Below are 19,603 nucleotides of genomic sequence, written 5' to 3' on the forward strand. Positions count from 1 at the left end.
GCACCACCGGCCGTCGGGCTCCTGCCCGCCATAAAACTCCTCAGCGCGAACGAACACTCAAGCCCTCCACGCAAAAGCGCGAACGAACACCTAAGCCCCCTAGGAAAGGCGCCTCTAGTGTTCGTTCGCGCTGGAAGGTGGTTCCGTTGCCGGGCTGCCTCCCCGGATTTCGGGGGTGCTGTTGCGGAGGCGTGGCAGCCCGGCGGACGGAGATCTCTAGGCGGCTACGAGTTCGTCCTCGATCGCTTCGGCCGTGGCGTCCACGCCCTGGCGGGCCTCATGCAGGTACCGGGCGTACGCCGGAACGGTGAGGAAGCTGGGGAACTTGTCGCTGAGCGTGACTTCCTCAAAGATGTCGCGGGCGTCAGCAAAGCGGTCTCCGTCGAAGCGTTCCAGTGCGGCGAACTCCTCGTCCAGCATGTCCTCAACCCACTGCTTCGTGATGATCTCGCCGTGGTCAGTGATGGCGCGGGAGTAGATCCACTGCCACAGCTGCGAGCGGGAGATTTCCGCGGTGGCGGCGTCCTCCATCAGGTTGTGGATGGCCACCGCGCCGTTGCCGCGCAGCCAGGATTCGATGTAGCGGATCCCGACTTCGATGTTGTTCCGGATGCCCTGCTCCGTGATCGTGCCCTGGGTGGCGGCCACGTTGATCAGGGCGCGGTCGTCGGGGATGACGTCCTCGCGCAGGCGGTCCAGCTGGTTGGGGCGGTCGCCGAGGACGCCGTCGAACACCTCGCGGCACACCGGAACCAGGTCCGGGTGGGCCACCCAGGATCCGTCGAAGCCGTCGGCGGCCTCGCGGGTCTTGTCCACGCGGACCTTTTCGAAGGCGTTGGCGTTGGCGGCCTCGTCCTTGCGGTTGGGAACGGCTGCGGCCATTCCGCCGATCGCCATGGCGCCGCGCTTGTGGCAGGCGCGCACCAGCTGTTCGGTGTAGGCCCGCATGAACGGTGCGGTCATGGTCACCTGGCCACGATCCGGCAGGACGAAGCGGGGGCCACGTGTGCGGAAGTTCTTGATGAGCGAGAAGATGTAGTCCCAGCGGCCGGCGTTCAGGCCCGAGGCGTGGTCCCGCAGTTCGTAGAGGATCTCCTCCATCTCAAAGGATGCCGTGATGGTCTCGATCAGCACCGTGGCGCGGATGGTGCCCTGTGGAATACCGAGCAGGTCCTGGGCCAGGATGAAGATGTCGTTCCACAGCCGGGCTTCGAGGTGGTTCTCGATCTTGGGCAGGTAGAAGTAGGGACCCTTGCCCTGGGCCAGGAGGCGGCGGGCGTTGTGGAAGAAGTACAGGCCGAAGTCCACGATCCCGCCGGCAATGGGCGTGCCGTTGATGAGCATGTGCTTCTCGGGCAGGTGCCAGCCGCGGGGACGGACCACAATGGTGGGCAGATCCTCGGCGGCGCGGAGCTTGTACTCCTTGCCTTCCGGGGAGGTGAAGTCGATGCGGCGTTCCAGGGCATCCGTGAGGTTCAGCTGCCCTTGGATGACGTTGCGCCACGACGGCGTGGAGGAGTCTTCCATGTCCGCGAGCCAGACCTTGGCGCCCGAGTTCAGCGCGTTGATGGTCATTTTCTTGTCCACCGGGCCGGTGATTTCGACGCGGCGGTCCTCCAGGCCCGGAGCCGGGGGAGCAACCCGCCAGTGGGGATCGTTGCGGATGGACTCGGTCTCGCGGAGGAAGCGCGGATCCTGGCCCCCTGCGATGTCCTCCCGCCGTGCCTTGCGGGCCCGCAGCAGCTCCTCACGCCGCCCGGTGGTCGCCTTGTGCAGCTTGGCGACGAAGTCAAGGGCGTCCGGAGTAAGAACCTCGCCCTGCCGGCAAATCGGCTGCGCGGTCAACGTAATCCCGTTGATGGTGAAGTTGTCAGTGAAGCTGTTCATCTCAATTGCTCCTAAATAGGAAGAACGACGGCGACACGCACTCAGGTGCGGTCCTCACCAGGCCGAAGGTGTCGGTGTTGCGGCAGCCTGCGTAAAAGGGGCCCTGTGCCCGGGTCCGTCCTCGCTCAGCGAGGTCGGACCCGGGCATGGGGAATAGCAGGCAGAGCAATGCCGGACCGAAGGCCGCAGGCAAGTCCCGCCGTCGAACGAGTGCTAGTGGAACTGGCCTTCTTCGGTGGATCCCACCAGGGCCAGGGTGGATGCGTTCGGGTTGAGCGCAGTGGCGATGTCGTCGAAGTAGCCGGTGCCGACTTCGCGCTGGTGCTTGGTCGCGGTGTAGCCGCGGGTCTCGGAGGCGAATTCCTTCTCCTGCAGCTCGACGTAGGCGCTCATGCCTTCACGGGCGTAGCCGTGGGCGAGGTCGAACATCGAGTAGTTCAGGGCGTGGAAGCCGGCCAGGGTGATGAACTGGAACGTGAAGCCCATGGCGCCGAGTTCACGCTGGAACTTGGCGATCGTGGCGTCGTCCAGGTGCTTGCGCCAGTTGAACGACGGCGAGCAGTTGTAGGAGAGCATCTGGTCCGGGAACTCGGCCTTGACGGCCTCGGCGAACTTGCGGGCCAGCTCGAGGTCCGGGGTGCCCGTTTCCATCCAGATGAGGTCGGAGTACGGGGCGTAGGCCTTGGCGCGGGCGATGCAGGGTTCGATGCCGTTGCGGACCTTGTAGAAGCCTTCCGGGGTGCGGACCGGCTGTCCCCCTTCGCGGAGGACGAATTCCTGGTCGCGGGGATCGACGTCGGAGGTGATCAGGGTTGCTGCCTCGGCGTCGGTGCGGGCGATGATGACGGACGGGGTGCCGGCGACGTCGGCGGCCAGTCGGGCGGCGTTCAGCGTGCGGACGTGCTGCTGGGTGGGGATGAGCACCTTTCCGCCGAGGTGGCCGCACTTCTTCTCCGAGGCGAGCTGGTCCTCCCAGTGAACGCCCGAGGCGCCGGCCTGGATCATGGATTTCATGAGTTCGTAGGCGTTGAGCGGGCCGCCAAAGCCGGCCTCGGCGTCGGCGACGATCGGCACCATCCAGTCCTCGACCGTCTGGATGCCTTCGGAGAATTCGATCTGGTCGGCGCGGAGGAGTGCGTTGTTGATGCGGCGCACCACGGTGGGGACCGAGTTGGCCGGGTACAGCGACTGGTCCGGGTAGGTGTGGCCGGAGTTGTTGGCGTCGGCGGCGACCTGCCAGCCGGAGAGGTAGATGGCGCGGAGGCCGGCCTTGACCTGCTGCACGGCCTGGTTGCCGGTCAGGGCGCCCAGGGCGTTGGTGTACTTGCCTTCCTTGTGCTCCCCGGTCAGCTGCTTCCACAGCTTTTCGGAGCCGCGGCGGGCCAGCGTGTGCTCTTCAGAGACGCGGCCGCGGAGGCGGACGACGTCGGAAGCCTTGTAGTCACGGGTCACACCTTCCCAGCGGGGGTTGGCGGCCCACTCGAGCTCCAGTGCGGCGGCCTGTTCTTCGGGCGTCTGCTGGGTGGGCTCAAATGCTGCAGTCATCTTTGTCTCCTAGTTTGTGCTCCGGAAGCCGGCCCGTCCTGCGTCTTTGCAGTCGGGGCCGGCTGGCTCGGTGCGGTGTTTCTTTCCGTGTTCCCCACTTTTCTGCACTTTCAAGGGGGTTACTAGGGTAAAACCATGGAAAGAAATGCACTTCTTCGCGTAAGCTCAAGAAATGCACACAACCAGCTGGAGCCGACAAGCCGAATCGCCGCCGTCCCCCGCCGCGCCGGAAGTCGACGTCATCAGCCTGGGCCGCCGCGTCCGGCACTTGCGCAAAGCGGCAGGGCAGACCCTCGATGACCTCAGTGCCGCCGTCGGGACGGCCCCCAGCCAGTTGAGCCTGATCGAAAACGGCAAGCGGGAACCCAAACTGGGCCTGCTGCAGCAGCTTGCGGCGGCGCTGGGCGTCACCATCGACCAGCTGCTGGGGGCAGAGCCGCCCAACCGCCGGGCGGCGCTGGAGATCGAGCTGGAACGCTACCAGCGCAGCCCGATCTACGAGTCCCTGAACCTGCCCAAAATCCGCATCAGTTCGCGCCTTCCCATGGATGTGCTGGAGTCCATGGTGGGACTCCAGCACGAGCTGGAGCGCAAGCTGAATGAGCAGATTGCCACGCCCGAAGAAGCCCGTCGCGCCAACGGTGAACTGCGGGCCATGATGCGCGAGCGGAACAACTATTTCCCCGAGTACGAGGCCGAGGCCCAAAAGGTCCTGGCGTCCGTGGGGCACACCAGTGGCCCGCTTTCGCATCACGTGATCGCCGACATTGCCGGGCACCTCGGCTTCTCCCTGCACCACGTTGGCGACCTGCCGCATTCCACGCGTTCCGTGACGGATCTTAAGAATCACCGAATTTATCTGACGCAGAATGAGCGCTCGGACCACGATCCCCGCTCCGTGCTCCTGCAGGCGTTGGGCCACTACGTCCTGGGCCACCAGACCCCCACCAACTACGGGGATTTCCTGATGCAGCGGGTGGCCACCAACTATTTCGCGGCGGCCCTGCTCCTTCCCGAGCAGGCCACTGTGGAATTCCTGCAGAAGGCGAAGCTGGCCAAGGAAATAGCTGTGGAGGACATCCGGGACGCTTTCGCGGTGTCCTATGAAACGGCCGCCCACCGGTTCACCAATCTGGCCACCCAGCACTTGGACATCCGCACGCACTTCCAGAAGACGCACAAGAGCGGAATCATCTACAAGGCCTACGAGAACGACGGCGTGACATTCCCGCACGACCATACCGGCGCCATTGAGGGCCAGTTCTCGTGCAGGAACTGGACCAGCAGGGTGGTCTTCGACGTGGCCGACAAGTTCAGTGCCTACAACCAGTACACTGACACCCCGGCCGGGACCTACTGGTGCACAGCCCGGACGGAACGCTCAGCCAATGGTGAATTTTCCCTCTCCGTGGGCGTGCCGTACGCGCACGTGAAATGGTTCCGCGGGCGTGACACCACCGAGCGATCCAAGTCCACATGCCCGGACGAGAACTGCTGCAAGCGTCCGCCGGCCGCGTTGGCGTCGGAATGGGCGGGCAACGCCTGGCCGTCCGCCCGGGCACACTCGCACCTGCTGGCGGCCATGCCCCCGGGTGCTTTCCCGGGCGTGGACGAGACCGAGGTGTACTCGTTCCTGCAGGCGCACTCCGGGAGCTAGCGCGCGCACGGTCTTGGGCGCTGCCCCGCCCGGCCCCTGTGATGCTCTCTCACTTCCTGCGGGTCGTCGGCGGATGCTCTCTCACTTCCTGCGGGTCGCCGGCGGACGCTCTTTCAGTTCCTGCGGGGCGCCGGCGGACGCTCTTTCAGTTCCTGCGGGTCGCCGGCGGACGCTCTCTCAGTTCCTGCGGGTCGCCGGCGGACGCTCTCTCAGTTCCTGCGGGTCGTCAGCGGACGCTCTCTCACGTCCTGCGGGGCGCCAGCGGACGCTCTCTCACTTCCTGCGGGTTGTCGGCGGACGCTCTCTCAGCTCCCAAGGCGTTAGTCGACGGGTCCTCCCCTGGGAAGCGCCCCAAGCTGGGCGGACTATATTGGGCCCTGTCAGCTCATCAACCTGATCGCGGAAGTGTGCACTCATGGCCAAGGAACTCGCCACCCAGCTCATCGAACAACTTCAGGCTGCCGGAGTGCAGCGAATTTACGGGATCGTGGGGGACAGTCTCAACCCGATTGTCGATGCCGTGCGGAAGACCGGCGGCGCGACCAATGGCGGAATCGACTGGATCCATGTCCGGCATGAAGAGGCCGCCGCGTTCGCCGCCGCTGCGGAAGCCCAACTGACCGGCCGGCTTGCAGTCTGCGCCGGCTCCTGCGGTCCCGGCAATCTTCACTTGATCAACGGGCTGTACGACGCGAACCGCTCCGGGGCGCCCGTTCTGGCCATCGCTTCGCATATCCCGAGCAAACAGATCGGCAGCGGCTTCTTCCAGGAAACCCATCCCGACCGGATTTTCAACGAATGTTCGGTGTACTCGGAACTGGTGAGCACAGCGGAACAGGCGCCCCGGGTGATGCACAGCGCGATCCAGCACGCTGTCGCGTTAGGGGGCGTCGCCGTCGTGACCCTTCCCGGCGATATCGCCGGACTCGAAGCGACGGGCGAAACTCCGCTGCCCGCTGCTTTCCGGCCCGCTACCCTCACCCCGGACCCGCAAAGCGTCCGGGAGCTCGCCGACGCCATCAACGCGGCGGACAAGGTCGCCATCTTTGCGGGCGCAGGAACGCAAGGCGCCCACGACGAAGTCGTCGCCCTCGCAGAGTTGGTGGGCGCCCCGATAGGCCACTCGCTGCGGGGAAAGGACTTCATGCAGTACGACAACCCGTACGACATCGGGATGACCGGGCTGCTGGGCTGTGGCGCCGCGGCCGAGGGAATCGAGGACGCGGACCTGCTGATCCTGCTCGGCACCGATTTTCCCTATGACCAGTTCCTTCCAGGTACCCGTACCGCCCAAGTGGACCGCGCCGCCCACAAGCTTGGCCGGCGGACCGACGTCGACATCGCCGTCCATGGCGACGTGCTGCCCACGCTCACTGCGCTGACGCCCTTGATCACCCGGAAGAAGAGCCGCCGCTTCCTCAACCAGATGCTCAAGAAGCATGACCGGCTCATGAACAAGGCAGTGGGGGCCTACACCCGCAAGGTGGAAAAGAAGCAACCGATCCACCCGGAGTACGCGGCTTCCCTCCTGGACCAGGTGGCGGCCGAGGATGCCATCTTCACCGCGGACACCGGGATGTGCAACGTCTGGACCGCCCGCTACATCAACCCGCTGGGCACGCGCCGGCTGATCGGCTCGTACCTGCACGGCTCCATGGCCAACGCCCTCCCGCACGCGATTGGCGCCCAACTTGCCTATCCCGGACGGCAGGTCATCTCGGTCTCGGGCGACGGCGGCCTGTCCATGCTGCTTGGCGAGCTCATCACCGTTGCAGCGCATCGTTTACCGGTGAACGTGGTGGTCTTTAACAACTCCACCCTGGGCATGGTCAAACTGGAAATGCTCGTGGACGGGCTGCCCGATTTCGGCGTGGACGTGCCCGACGCCGACTACGCCGCCGTCGCCCGGGCGCTCGGCTTCCACTCCGTCCGCATCACCGATCCGGCGCGGATCGAGGACGCCTACCGCGAGGCCTTCGCGCATCCGGGACCGTCGCTGGTTGAACTCATCACGGATCCCAAGGCCCTGTCCATTCCGCCGAAGATCACCGGTTCGCAGGTCCTTGGCTTCGCGACCGCCATGTCGAAAGTCGTCCTCAACCGCGGCGCCGGCGAGGCCGTGAGCATGGCGCGGAGCAACCTGCGCAACATCCCGCGGCGTTAGGTTCAGCAGCGGACGACGACGGTGCTGCCGCCGTCGTTCGCCTTCGACGGCGGCTGCCGCCCGGCGGTGGTCACCGCCCGCGGCGCTTGACCGCAAGCAGCGCGGCCGTCTTTTCGATGATTTCGTACGGTATGGGCTTGTCCAAGGGGAATTTCAGCGTTCCCTTGGCGGACCGGTACGGGGCGATTTCAGCTTCGAAGTCAGCGTCTCCGGCCGGCACGGGATACACGGAAATGTGGTGTGCCCACCCCGCGAAATACACCACGTACTTCCCGTCCAGGGTGATGGTCGGGATGCCGTAGCTGATCACTTCGCCGGAACCCGGCACGGCAGCGGAACACCGGCGCCGGATCTCCTGGAGGGTGCCCTGCACGTCGACGGGGAACGACGCAATGTATTCGTCAACGCTGTTGAAATGGTTTGCCATGCTTGGTTCCTCCATCCCTCCAGGTCCCGACGGAACCGCCTCTACTCCGCTTTCGGCATGTCTCGAGAATACGCCGCGGCGGGATCTGAGAGAGCGTTGGCGAAATCGTTGCGAAAAGTGAGAGAGCGTCGGAGCAGGCGAGACCAAACCGACGGCGAACCGTGACCCTGCAGGCATCGAACTGGCGGGGTCAGGCTGGTTGACTGAAGGGAGATGGGCGGGATCCCGTCAAATGCAGGTCCAAAGGGGGAGCAATGAAGACATTCCGCTTGGCCAGCATCGCGGCTGCAGGGGCGCTTGTGGCGCTGACAGGGTGTGCGGCTTCGTCTCCAGAGCTCCTGAAGGCCGACGGCGTGGAGCGGGTTTCGCTTGACCGCACCGCTTATGCCGCTGAGCTTCGCTCCTTCCGGGCTTCCGCTTTCGGGCTCGGCGAGGCCCTGATGGCTGACGGCGGCGACGGTGCCAACGGGAACGTGGTGTCCTCGCCTGCGAGCCTCCTGGTTGCCCTCGCGATGCTTCGCGCTGGGGCTTCCGGCGAGACGGCGGCCGAGATGGACAGCGTCCTGCAGCTCCCCGCGGCGAACCGCGATGAGGCCATGAACGCGGTTCTCGCTGCGCTTGGGAAGTTCGACGGCGACCCCGGGGCCGTGGACGAGGACAACCCGCCGCGGAAACCGGTCATGCACGCCGCCAACGGACTGTTCGTGGATAAGGACGTGCCCACCGGGGAGTCCTTCCTGGACACTCTTGCCCGGCACTACGGAACCGGTGTGTATCCCGTGGACTTCAGCGATGAGGGTGCAACGAAGCCCGCCATGGATTCCTGGGTGAACAGGAACACGGGCGGCCGGATCAAGGAAGCCCCCGCCGAGTACGATCCCCGGGACACCTTCAGTCTGCTCAATTCCCTGTACTTCGCGTCCGCGTGGAGCGTGCCGTTTGACCCGGGCGAGACCTCGGACCTGCCCTTCAGAACGGCATCCGGCGAGGAAATCGAGGCGCCCGCCATGCACAGCATGCTTCAGATGAAGTACGCGGAAGGGCCAGGCTGGCGCGGGGTGGACCTTCCCTACGCCGATGGTTTCGTCATGCGCCTCGTTCTGCCGGATGCTGCAGCCAACGCCGGGGCCGGTTCCCGCCCCGCCTCCGCTGCCGTCACCGCTACACAGCTCACGGAAATCGCGGACGCCTTCGATGCCGCGCCGCTAGAGACGGTGCAGATCCAGCTGCCCCGTTGGGACCACAAATGCAGCTTTGACCTCCGCAAAGTCCTCGAAACCGTGGGCCTGCACAAGACCCTCAGCACCACCGAAGACTTCAACAACATCCAGCCCAAGATGATGATCACCCAGGCCGCACAAGCTGCCAACATCACGGTCGCCGAAAAGGGCACCATCGCAGCGGCGGTCACCCAGATCAACGGGATGGTTACCAGTGCTCCGCCGCAGCCGGAGCGGTCCATTGCCTTCGACCGGCCGTTCCATTATCAGATCGTGCACGTTGAAACCGGCCTGCCGCTGTTCATGGGAACGATGGCCGATCCGCGCTCCTAACCCGACGCTCTCTCAGATCCAGCAGCGAAATCGCAAACGCTCTCTCAGATCCTGCAGCAAACTCCTGAACGCTCTCTCAGCAGGTGAGAGAGCGTCCGGGTTTTTGGTGCGAAAGGTGAGAGAGCGTCCGGGTTTTTGGTGCGAAAGGTGAGAGAGCGTGCGGGTTTTTGGTGCGAAAGGTGAGAGAGCGTCCGGGTTTTTGGCGCGAAGGGTGAGAGAGCGTGCGGGTTTCTGGTGCGAAAGGTGAGAGAGGGTCCTGGCTGAAAGGCCGCTGGGGTTACCGCGGACCGCCCTGCCAGAGGGCATCGAACGGGGCGCCTGAGGCCACACGGTTGCGGATACCTGCAGTGACAAACGACTTGGCAGTCCGGGCTGCCTCGAGGGGAGTCGCACCCTTCGCGAGCTCGGCAGTCACGGCGGCGGCCAGCGAACAACCGGCGCCGGAGACAGCCACCTCGCCGACTTTCGGCGCGGACAGGACTTCAAGCGTTTCGCCGTCATAAAAGACGTCGACGGCGTCCGGACCGGCAAGCCGGACTCCGCCCTTGGCCAACACGGCTGCCCCGCTGAGCTCGTGGATGCGGACGGCCGCCTCTTTGAGGGTTTCGACGTCGGTGATCTTAAGCCCGGAAAGCGATTCCGCCTCGAAGTGGTTGGGCGTGACGAACGTGGCCAGCGGCAGAATCTGGGACTTCAGCGCCTGGTCGGTGTCCAGGGCGTGTCCCGGCTCCTGGCCTTTGCAGATCAGCACCGGATCCAGCACCACATTGCTGAACCCGGAGCGGACCAGCGCGGAAGCAACGGTGCCAATGGTGGCGGGGCTGCCCAGCATGCCGATCTTCACGGTGTCCAACACGGACGGTGCGCCGGAAGCGGCACCGTAGGCCGCCGTCGTCGCCTCCAACTGGTGCGCGATGACCTCCTGGTCCACGGGGACGAAGCGGTGGTTCCAGCTGTTCCCGGGATCAAAAGAGACGATGCAGGTCAGGTTGGCTATGCCGAAGACGCCCAGTTCCTGGAACGTCTTCAGATCAGCCTGCGCGCCGGCGCCGCCGGTGGCCTCGGAGCCAGCGATGGTCAGGACGACGGCGGGAGTGGTCCGGTCAGGGGTCTCAGTGACTTCAGCAAGGGTCATGCCCCCATCCTGCCACCGGCCACAAAGTGCCTGCATTGTGCGTATGACCAAAAATAAAGGCCCGAGACCAATATGACCAAAAGCCGGGTGGTGCCGGTCACAGGTCATAGGGCGGCGGACGGCGTTGCTTTCTTGTCGCGCTGAATCCAGGAAGGTTCATTGATGAGCACCCAACTGACCGAGACAGCACAGACCCGAAGAGCGGTCGGCAACATCCTCAAAGGCTCCGCCGGCAACCTCGTGGAGTGGTACGACCTCTACGTTTACACAGTCTTCGCGGCGTATTTCCAGTCGCATTTCTTCAGTTCCAAGGACGAGCTGCAGGCCGGGCTCGAGGCCATGGCCGTCGTCTCGACGTCCTTCCTGATGCGCCCCATCGGCAGCTGGTTCTTCGGCCGGTACGCGGACCGCAAGGGGCGCAAGGCCGCCCTGACGCTCAGCGTGACCATGATGTCGGCCGGCTCGTTCGCCATCGCGGTCCTGCCCACCACGCAGCAGATCGGGGTTTGGGCGCTGCTCCTGCTGATCTTCGTCCGCCTGGTCCAGGGTTTCTCCGTGGGCGGCGAATACGGCACGAGCGCCACCTACATGTCCGAGGCCGCCACGTCCAAGCGCCGCGGCTTCTTCTCCAGCTTCCAGTACGTCACGCTCATCGGCGGCCAGATGCTTGCCCTGCTGGTCCTCGTCATCCTGCAGAACGCCATGGACAAGGCCACCCTGACCGAGTGGGGCTGGCGGATCCGTTCGCGATCGGCGGCGTTGCCGCTCTGGTGGTGCTGTGGCTCCGGCGCTCCATGGAGGAAACGCTGTCCGAGGATCAGGTGCTCGCGGCCAAGGCCCCGGCGGTTGCCGGCGAGGCCCGGCCCGGCACAATGAAGCTGCTGTTCACCAGGCACTGGAAGCCGCTGCTGATCTGCATCGGCGTCACGCTCGGCGGCACCGTGGCGTTCTACACCTACACCAACTTCATCCTGAAGTTCATGAACGATACGTCCGGCATCGCCAAGACGGACACCTCGGTCATCAACTTCTGGGCGCTGCTGATCTTCATGCTCCTTCAGCCGGTCTACGGGATCATCTCCGACAAGGTGGGCCGCAAGCCCCTGCTCCTCTGGTTCGGCATCACCGGCGTCCTGTTCACCTGGCCGCTGCTGTCCGCGCTGTCCAACACAAAGGACCCGTTCACCGCCTTCCTGCTGATGATGGGCGGGCTGCTGATCGTCGGGGGCTACACGTCCATCAACGCCCTCGTGAAGGCCGAGCTCTTCCCGGCCTCCATCCGCGCGCTCGGCGTCGGACTCGGCTACGCGATCGCCAACTCACTCTTCGGCGGCACCGTGCCCCTGATTGGCGCGGCGCTGCAGAAGTCCGACCAGGTTGACCTCTTCTTCACCTACGTCACGGTGGCGATCGGCATCTCACTTCTGGTCTACATCTTCGCTCTGAAGAACAGGAAGATCACGCACCTGGACCGCGAACAGGGCAACGCCTGGCCGTCGGCCCCGGCGGAACGCAAGGATGACGACGACGATCGCGTCAACGCCTAAGCTCCCGGAAGAGTACGACGGCGGGCGGCCGGTTCAGCGGTGACCTTCGGGTTCCAGGGGCCCGGCGGCCCGCCGTCGTCGTGCGCCATGCTTCAGACGGGCTTTGTCCGATACGCGGATGCGACAATTGGAGGCGGCCCGGCGCTGATGCCCGGGCTTCCAGTGCTAATACAGCCGGCCGACCTGCGTTGTCCTTTCAGAAGGACCGGGGCGGCCGAGCGAACCACTACGAATGGAACACCCATGACCTCCGCCAAGACCCTCCCGGCCGCAGCACCGCCGAGGTTTGCCTCGATCGGCTCGCCCTACTTCGGCATCATGATGGCCTTGATGGCCGTGGTGCTCATCCTGTCCAACATCGGGGCATCAAAGGGAGTGGCCCTGGGGCCAATCGTCACGGACGGCGGCTTCTTCCTGTTTCCGCTGGCCTACATCCTGGGCGACGTCATCAGCGAAGTGTACGGCTTCAAGGTGGCGCGAAAGGCCATCGTCACCACCTTCGCGTTGTCCGTTTTTGCCTCCGTCTGCTACTGGATCATCATCGCGCTGCCCGGCTTCGACGACGAGTTCGGCGCATCCAAGCAGGCCGCTCTCGAGGGCGCGCTGGGTCCCGTCCCGCAGATCGTGCTGGCCTCGCTGCTGGCATTCTTTGCAGGCCAGACCATCAATTCCTGGATCCTGGTGAAGATGAAGGCCCGCGCGGGAGAGAAGTCGCTCTGGGCGCGCATCATGGGCAGTTCGGTAGCCGGGGAGTTCGTTGACACGCTCATCTTCTGCAGCATTGCGGCATCCGTCATCGGCATCACGGACTTCGGCACGTTCGTGAACTATGTGCTGGTGGGCTTCCTGTACAAGACCCTCGTGGAGTTCCTCTTCGTCCCGGTGACGGCCCTCGTGATCGGCTGGATCAAGAAGCGCGAGCCGAGCTACGGCGCGGTGCGCCAGGCAGCTTAGCCGACCGGCCGCCGTCGTACTTCTGTACTGAGGTAGCCGGTAAAGTGCGAGTTCGCCGCAAGCTACCGGCGAACWCGCACGTTTCCGGGCGAATTGACGGCCTACGTCGGTGGGCGACCGGCAAGGACTCGCAGCAGACGGTTCTTGAATTCCTGCTCCTGGAAGAGGTCCTTCCACTCGACGCGAAGGAAGATCCAGCCTTCTTCCATCAGGGCCTTTTCGCGGCGCCTCTCCTGAAAGAGCACTTCTGCGGTGGGCTTGTAGTCGAAATACTTGGTCTTGCCGTCGAACTCGAGAGCGACCTTCTCTTGCTTCCAGGCGAGGTCCAGACGGTGCCTCCCGGCCCGGCTCGTGACCTCAACCTGTGGCTCGGGCGCTTTGATCTTCAGCCGAAGGATCAGCTCCCGGGCCAGCGTTTCGCCGGGGGATTCCGACCGGAGATCGGCCGTCTCGAGCACGCGGCGGAATGTCCGGATCCCGCGGCGCCCCTCCAATGTCGCTGCCATCGTCTGCAGAGTTGTTCGGTCAGCACCAAGCCGTAGGGCATGATCCATGACTATCAGCGCCTGCCGGTAGTTCAGCATCATGGCGCAATCCGCGGCTGTCCTCTCCAGGGACGTCGTCCGAAGCCCGCTCACCAGCGTCACGTCCTGTTCGGTGAAGGGACGCGTGTGGCACCGGACGTCCCTGCCATGGCGCTCACTGGATGGGCGTACCCGCTGGAGGAGATGGATGAGGTTGTCCACATCCCACAGAAACAGGCTATGCAGACGCGCCGAGGACGTGTGGCTGTAAACAAAGCCGCCGGTGGACGTCGTGCGTGTTCCATGCGCGTGCGCATGGATCAGCAGACGGCTTCGGGCGCGCCGGGTCTGGGCATTCCAGAGGCTGGCGCGGATGTAGCAGCCGTAGCGCAGCCGGACCAGCTCATCGGAGACCACCAGCGATTTGATGACACGGGAGCTGTAACCGAGGTCGAGCAACTGCTCCGTACGCCAGAGGTCGCCCCTTGTCGGGAGCGCCGGGATGGTGATTTGTGGCATGGAACAAGCTTCACTGGCCGCCTAAGCTCCCGGGAGGCCCCGCCGTCGCTATGTGGAAAACGTAAGTTCGCCGGAAACCTGCCAAATCGCCGGGGCCTTCCGGCGACCCCGCCCGTTTCCGGCGACCCCGCACGTTTCCGGCGACTTCGACGGCGGCGCCGGCCCCGGCGCAGGCGGCCGAGAGGCGCAGGAGACCTAGGAGTAGTACCGACCCAGCGTCTCGGCCTTGAACTCGAAGAAGTCGCCGGATTCGATGGCCAGCCGGGCGTCGTCCACCATCTTCACCACGAAGCGCTCGTTGTGGATGGAGATGAGCGTGGCGGAGAGCATCTCCTTGGCCTTAAACAGATGGTGGATGTACGCCCGTGAGTAGTTCAGGCAGGCGTAGCAGTCGCAGCCGTCCTGCAGCGGGCCGAAGTCGCGCTTGTACTTGGCGCCGGAGAGGTTGAACCGCCCGTCCGGCGTGTAGAACGCGGAATTCCGTGCCACGCGGGTGGGGGAGACGCAGTCGAAGGTGTCCGCGCCGTTTTCGATGGCCGTGAAGATGTCGTCCGGCTCGGAAATGCCGAGCAGGTGCCGGGGCTTGTTCTCCGGAAGCTCCTCGTTGCACCAGCGCACAATCGTGCCGAGGTTCTCCTTCTCCAGGGCACCGCCGATCCCGTAGCCGTCAAACGGCATGGCACCCAGGTCCCGGCAGGCTTTCCGGCGGAGGTCCTCGTACTGCGCGCCCTGGATCACGCCGAACAGGGCCTGGTACGGCTTCCCGGCGCGCTCCGACGTCAGCCGGAAGTGCTCATCGAGGCAGCGGAGGGCCCACAGCCGCGTGCGCTCCAGTGATTCCTCCTGGTAGCCGCGCGAGTTCTGCAGCGTGGTGAGCTCGTCGAAGGCGAACATGATGTCCGCACCTATCTGGTGCTGGACCTGCATAGAGATCTCGGGGGAGAACCGGTGCCGGTCCCCGTTGAGGTGGCTCTTGAACCACACGCCGTCGTTGTCCACGTGGGCCAGACGCTCCTTGCCTGCGGCCACGGCATTGTCGGACACAGTCTGGTCCATGGGGGGCGCCGTCTTCATGTCGATGACCTTTTTGAACCCGGAGCCCAGGCTCATCACCTGGAAGCCTCCGGAATCGGTGAAGGTGGGGCCGGGCCAGTTCATGAATGCGCCGAGTCCGCCGGCCTCATCCAGGATTTCCGGCCCCGGCTGCAGGTACAGGTGATAGGCGTTGGCCAGAAGTGCCTGCGCCCCGAGCTCGGCCATTGACTCGGGCAGCACCGACTTCACGGTCGCTTTGGTCCCGACGGCGATGAACGCCGGGGTCTGGATCTCCCCGTGCGGGGTGGCGATGGTACCGGTCCTGCCGAGGAATTCGCCACCGTTGGCGGACACTTGTTCGGCGGACGGGCTGCAGGTCTCAGCGAGGCGCTTTCCCACACGGAACGAGAACTGCGACTGGCGGGCTGGCGGCACTGGTTCAGGATTGGCTGGCACGGTTCCAGTGTGCCAGCTTGCCCCGGCTAAACCTCAGTGGATGGGCTCTGATGTGGGGTAGTTCTCAGCCCGCCAGTCGTCCCACAGGCTGCGGATGGTTTCGAGGCTGTGGGCCCCCAGACCGTAGGTCGAGAGGATCACGAGGGAGCCGCCGTCGGGCCTGACTTCCGGAATCACGGGCTGGTCGGCCACAATCAGGAGGCCATCGCCGTGTTCGGCGTAGCTGTGCACGGTCAGGCCCACCTGGTGGTTGGTTTTGTACCAGACCCGGCCGGAGACTTCCTCGCCCGTGTCCAGGGTCAGCGAATAGTTCTCCCCGGCGGCCGGGATTTCCTTCAGCCCCAGTTTTTCGATCGCCGAGCCCCCGGTCCCCGGAACGGAAAAGAAGCAGGTCCGGCGGGTGCCGTGGGGATGCCGCTCCAGGGCAAACCGCAGCTGCTGGAGGAACGTCAGCCAGCCCTGGGTGATGTCTTCGTCCCAGGCCGCCCACTCGGAGTTGTGGTCCAATGCCGCGCGCGTGACACTGACCTCGGTTCCCGTGGGCACCGGTTTGAGACTGAAGACGTCACCGCCGTCGACGGTCAGCGAAGTGTGGTCCGAGCCCTCAACCACGGTGCTGTTGAAGTAGATCTCATTGATTTCCGCGCTGAGGTCCTCGGCCTCCCAGCCATGCCACTGGGCTACTTTGGCCGGTTCACGCAGCATCGTCCAAACCTGCGGGGCATCAGAATTGATCACAACGCTCAGATTGTTCGTCATGGCCTGAATTTACAACTTCGGTACAGCCCGGGGCTAGAGGAAACAGGGAATCATCCGAAGCCCGCGCCGGGCAGTCATGGGCCTATGCCCGGACTGACTCCAGCTCGTTCGCGATCCGCCGCTCCAGCTCACCGGCGCTGATGGTCTGCGACCCGCCGTGCGCGCGCAGGAACAGCAGCGACTCAAGGCGCAGCAGCCGCCATTCGCGCTCGGCCTCATGGTTGGAATTGTCCATGGAGCGGAAGATTTCTTTGTCGTACAGGTTCGGCTCGTTCAGTGACCGCTGGCGCACCCGGGCCTGCATCCTGGCCTTAAATGGGTCATTTTCCTGGCTGTCCGGCGCGCGGAGCAGCTTCTCGTACACGGCCGCGCGTTCTTTCTGGCCGGTCTGGCGGCAGATGTAGGTGGACAGTGAGAGCGACGCTTCCACCGACGACCAACGGCCGGGGTTGCCGTCGAAGGGCAGCACGTTCAGGAGGTCGGCAACGGCGAGTGCGCCGTCCGTGTCCTTGAGCATGATGAAAAGCTCGTGGGCGAGGTCGCTGAGGTCCTTGAGGCAGCTGCCGGACTTCGTGTTGATGCCCTTGACCAGCTTGTCCGCCAGCAGCAGCACTCCAACGGAGTCCGGATGCGCCTCTGCCACGGCCTCCACCACCGATTCAGGCGTCCCGGCTGGTTCCGGGATGAGGGCCAGGTCTTCGGCGCTGGGCCCGATCACCGCCGGCGTCGTGACCGGCAGGGGAGGTACGACGACGGCGGGAGGCGCCGGCGACGGAGCCGCCCCGGCGTCGGGGTGCTCAACGACCTGAAGCGGGGTGACGACGTCGGACTCCTGGGCGGCACCGGGCTGGACCTCGGCGTCCTGGACTCCAGTGTCCCCGCCGTCCTGGACGCCGCCGTCCTGAACGCCGCCGACAGCGGACCCTGCCGGTCCGCCGGAAGCGGATTCTGCGCCGGCGATCCGGACCGACGAGCCGGCGGCAATCCGCAGCATGCCGCCGCCGGTGAGGGTCGCGAGGACGATGGCCGGCGTGCCGAAGTCATCGTTTTCGATTTCCACTGAGTGGACTTCGGCTGACCGCTGGCCGTCCGGCAGGAGAAGGTGGTCGCCCGTCTGCAAAGACCCAGCCTGCTGTGCGCGGTAGGTCTGGGCAGCTGGTTGGTGGTTCATCGGAGTCCTTAAGTTCTCTTGCGGTCCGCCCAACAGTCTACAAAGGAGGGAGTGCGAAGTCGGGGAGGCGGGACCCTCCGGGCGCTGTCAGCCGCCGACGCCGGCGTACGCCAGGGCCTGCCGCACGAGGGCTCCGCGGCCGCCGCTGAACTCAAGCTGGACGCCGTCGCTGAGCACTTCCTGGGGAGTCATCCAGGTGAGCTCCAGGGCATCCTGGCGCGGCTCGCACTCGCCGGTGACGGGGATGACGTAGGCAAGCGAGACGGCGTGCTGCCGGTCGTCGGTGAAGCCCGTGTGTGACGGCGCGGGAAAATATTCGGCCACAGTGAACGGCACCGGGCTGATGGGCAGCTGCGGGAACGCGAGCGGGCCGAGGTCCTTCTCCATGTGGCGCAGAAGTGCGGCGCGGATGGTTTCGCGGTAGAGCACGCGGCCGGAAACAAGCGAACGGACCATGGTCCCGTCCGCGTCCGCCTGCAGGAGCGTGCCCACCTCGTTCACGAATCCGAGCGGATCGAGCCGCACCGGCACGGCCTCCACATAGACCATGGGGAGCCGTCCGCGGGCCTCGAAGAGGTCCTCGTCGGAGAGCCAGCCGGGATTGGGGTCTGGGGTGCGCACGTTCATGGTTAAGTTCTACCGCATCACCACCCGTCCGGCCGCCGACGCGTGGGATCTCAGCTCTCAGCGGAGGCACTTACGCAGGTCTAAGCACCGAGATCTCGCCCTTCGGCGGCCGCAGCCCTGAAACCCGGGCTACGAACCGCGGGGAGCCCGCTTCGAGATCCAGAGCGTGGGCGGCACATGCGCGGCGGCAGCGGCGTCGCCGGCCGTGTCCGGGTTGGCAACATGCAGCGAACGCCCGAAGGCTTCCTCGGTCACGCTGACCTCGTGGCCCGCCGCGGTGAGCCGGACACGCAAAGCATCCAGATCGCCGTCGTACTCAAATCCGAAGCCGGACCGCGCTGGGCCAGAACCGGGGCGCACCATCAGCACCCCGCCGTTCTTGGCGGTGAAATCGGCGGTTTCATCGTCATCCGGGACGGGACGGAACCGGGCACCGATGCCCCTGAGCGTGTCGGCCGCCAAGGCGGTGTCCTCGGTGAACCAGACCGCGACGACGGACAACCCCGTATCGGCGTCGGCACATTGTGCGAAGTGGGCGGCTTTGTCTGCCATGAAGGTGAAGCCGTCCTCGCCCGTGATCCTGCAGGAGTCGCCGACATCCGGCGGGACCAGCTCGGCCGGAGTGTTTCCAGTCTCCGCCCCCGCCAGATTGGTGCGCCGGGCGAACTCCTCAATATCGCCCACCTCGACGCCGAACGACGTGGTGCCGTCGTTCCCGGCACCGGCCGGGGTGTGCTGGAGCGCAATCCGGCCGGAACCGGCGTCGAATTCCCGCCAGGTGTCGTCGTCCAGTGTCTTGATCAGGCCCAGGTCCGTGAGGAGCCGCTCCCACGGCTCCATCCGGGATGTGAAGTGAACGGGGCGGACACGCAACATGGGCTCTCCTCGGATTCGGACACGGTGCTGTCATGGCCATAATGCCACGACTTGAATAGTCCGGCACGGGGCAGAATAGGCGCATGGGTGTTGAACTCGAGGAACTGCTGGTGCCGGATGCCGCCGCGTGGCGCGAGTGGCTGGAATTGAACCATTCACACAGTCCCGGCGTGTGGCTTGTCCTGCACAAAAAGGGCGGCACGGTCACGGAACTGGACTACGACGCTGCCCTCGATGAGGCGCTGTGCTACGGCTGGATCGACGGCCAGGTCAGGAAGCGCGACGGCGGCAGCTACTTTCAGCGCATGACGCGCCGCGGCCCGAAGAGCCCCTGGTCCGAGCGGAACGTGGGCCATGTTGCCCGGCTGGAAAGGGACGGGAAAGTGACCGCCGCCGGCCGGGCCGCCGTCGACTCTGCCAAAGCGGATGGCCGCTGGGAAGCGGCGTATTCAGGGCAGGCGACGGCGGAAGTCCCGGATGATCTTGCTGCCGCCATTGCTGCCGTCCCCGACGCGCAGGCGACCTTCGACGTCCTCACCTCGGTGAACCGCTACGCCCTCATCTACCGCACCAACTCGGTCAAGCAAGCCTCCACCCGGGAACGGAAAATCGCGGGTTTCGTGGAGATGCTGGCCCGCGGCGAGACCCCGTACCCGCAAAAGAGGCGCCCGGCGGGGCAGACCGGGGCATGACCCGGTCCGGGAAGGCAAACGGCCCGCCGCGGTAAAATTGTTGCCACCCAACACGATCGGCGGACATGCAGAGGA

Annotated in this window: 15 protein-coding genes and 1 pseudogene; 6 read left to right on the forward strand and 10 right to left on the reverse strand. The window is 65.3% G+C overall.

From position 1 onward, the window contains the following. Positions 1–216: 216 nt before the first annotated feature. Complete coding sequence (gene aceB / locus AC1DDG_RS04500; RefSeq protein WP_476875083.1) at positions 217–1,887, reverse strand: malate synthase A; 1,671 nt, start codon at positions 1,885–1,887, stop codon at positions 217–219. Positions 1,888–2,100: 213 nt separating this feature from the next. After that, a complete protein-coding gene (aceA, locus tag AC1DDG_RS04505) occupies positions 2,101–3,432 on the reverse strand; it encodes an isocitrate lyase (protein WP_476875084.1) in 1,332 nt (443 codons plus the stop codon). Between the two features lie 172 nt (positions 3,433–3,604). Between aceA and AC1DDG_RS04510 the strand changes: the two genes are divergently transcribed. Further along, positions 3,605–5,089, forward strand: coding sequence for a helix-turn-helix domain-containing protein (locus tag AC1DDG_RS04510; protein ID WP_476875085.1), 1,485 nt, complete (start codon positions 3,605–3,607; stop codon positions 5,087–5,089). Positions 5,090–5,504: 415 nt separating this feature from the next. Then, positions 5,505–7,253, forward strand: a complete 1,749-nt coding sequence (locus AC1DDG_RS04515; RefSeq protein ID WP_476875086.1) for a pyruvate dehydrogenase — start codon at positions 5,505–5,507, stop codon at positions 7,251–7,253. Between the two features lie 70 nt (positions 7,254–7,323). Here AC1DDG_RS04515 and AC1DDG_RS04520 read toward each other — a convergent pair whose 3' ends face one another. Continuing rightward, a complete protein-coding gene (locus AC1DDG_RS04520; protein WP_476875087.1) occupies positions 7,324–7,680 on the reverse strand; it encodes an iron chaperone in 357 nt (118 codons plus the stop codon). A gap of 254 nt (positions 7,681–7,934) precedes the next feature. On the opposite strand from AC1DDG_RS04520, the gene AC1DDG_RS04525 reads away from it, so the two are divergent. Further along, on the forward strand, positions 7,935–9,233 hold the full coding sequence (locus tag AC1DDG_RS04525) for a serpin family protein (RefSeq protein ID WP_476875088.1): 1,299 nt from the start codon (positions 7,935–7,937) through the stop codon (positions 9,231–9,233). Between the two features lie 277 nt (positions 9,234–9,510). On the opposite strand, the gene AC1DDG_RS04530 is transcribed toward AC1DDG_RS04525, so the two are convergent. Continuing rightward, positions 9,511–10,368 (reverse strand): hydroxymethylpyrimidine/phosphomethylpyrimidine kinase, encoded by an 858-nt coding sequence (locus tag AC1DDG_RS04530; RefSeq protein ID WP_476875089.1) that lies wholly within the window; start codon positions 10,366–10,368, stop codon positions 9,511–9,513. A gap of 162 nt (positions 10,369–10,530) precedes the next feature. Here AC1DDG_RS04530 and AC1DDG_RS04535 point away from each other — a divergent pair. Together AC1DDG_RS04535 and AC1DDG_RS04540 are read left to right on the forward strand one after the other, a co-directional pair. After that, positions 10,531–11,915 (forward strand): annotated as a pseudogene (locus AC1DDG_RS04535) (MFS transporter). Between the two features lie 243 nt (positions 11,916–12,158). Continuing rightward, positions 12,159–12,869: a queuosine precursor transporter gene (locus AC1DDG_RS04540; protein WP_476875090.1), complete on the forward strand. Its 711-nt coding sequence runs from the start codon at positions 12,159–12,161 to the stop codon at positions 12,867–12,869. Between the two features lie 101 nt (positions 12,870–12,970). Here the strand turns inward: AC1DDG_RS04540 and AC1DDG_RS04545 are convergent, their stop codons facing one another. The 6 genes from AC1DDG_RS04545 to AC1DDG_RS04570 form a co-directional block, all read right to left on the reverse strand. Then, positions 12,971–13,912 carry a type IV toxin-antitoxin system AbiEi family antitoxin domain-containing protein gene (locus tag AC1DDG_RS04545; RefSeq protein WP_476875091.1) on the reverse strand — a complete coding sequence of 314 codons (942 nt, stop codon included), beginning with the start codon at positions 13,910–13,912 and terminating at the stop codon, positions 12,971–12,973. A gap of 195 nt (positions 13,913–14,107) precedes the next feature. Further along, positions 14,108–15,403, reverse strand: a complete 1,296-nt coding sequence (gene tgt, locus AC1DDG_RS04550) for a tRNA guanosine(34) transglycosylase Tgt (RefSeq protein WP_476875092.1) — start codon at positions 15,401–15,403, stop codon at positions 14,108–14,110. Positions 15,404–15,436: 33 nt separating this feature from the next. Further along, entirely contained in the window at positions 15,437–16,162 is a 726-nt protein-coding gene (locus AC1DDG_RS04555; RefSeq protein ID WP_476875093.1) for an SRPBCC family protein, read from the reverse strand. Between the two features lie 82 nt (positions 16,163–16,244). Beyond that, the gene (locus tag AC1DDG_RS04560) at positions 16,245–17,333 is read right to left on the reverse strand and encodes a DUF6707 family protein (RefSeq protein ID WP_476875094.1); all 1,089 of its coding nucleotides are present in this window, start codon (positions 17,331–17,333) and stop codon (positions 16,245–16,247) included. A gap of 87 nt (positions 17,334–17,420) precedes the next feature. Further along, positions 17,421–17,960 (reverse strand): NUDIX hydrolase family protein, encoded by a 540-nt coding sequence (locus AC1DDG_RS04565; RefSeq protein WP_230120490.1) that lies wholly within the window; start codon positions 17,958–17,960, stop codon positions 17,421–17,423. A 129-nt stretch (positions 17,961–18,089) separates the two neighbouring features. Continuing rightward, entirely contained in the window at positions 18,090–18,836 is a 747-nt protein-coding gene (locus AC1DDG_RS04570) for a VOC family protein (RefSeq protein ID WP_476875095.1), read from the reverse strand. A gap of 83 nt (positions 18,837–18,919) precedes the next feature. Here AC1DDG_RS04570 and AC1DDG_RS04575 point away from each other — a divergent pair, with 83 nt between their 5' ends. Then, positions 18,920–19,528 (forward strand): YdeI/OmpD-associated family protein, encoded by a 609-nt coding sequence (locus AC1DDG_RS04575; protein ID WP_476875096.1) that lies wholly within the window; start codon positions 18,920–18,922, stop codon positions 19,526–19,528. Positions 19,529–19,603 lie beyond the last annotated feature (75 nt).

It is taken from the genome of Arthrobacter sp. 10L430 (assembly GCF_056395245.1).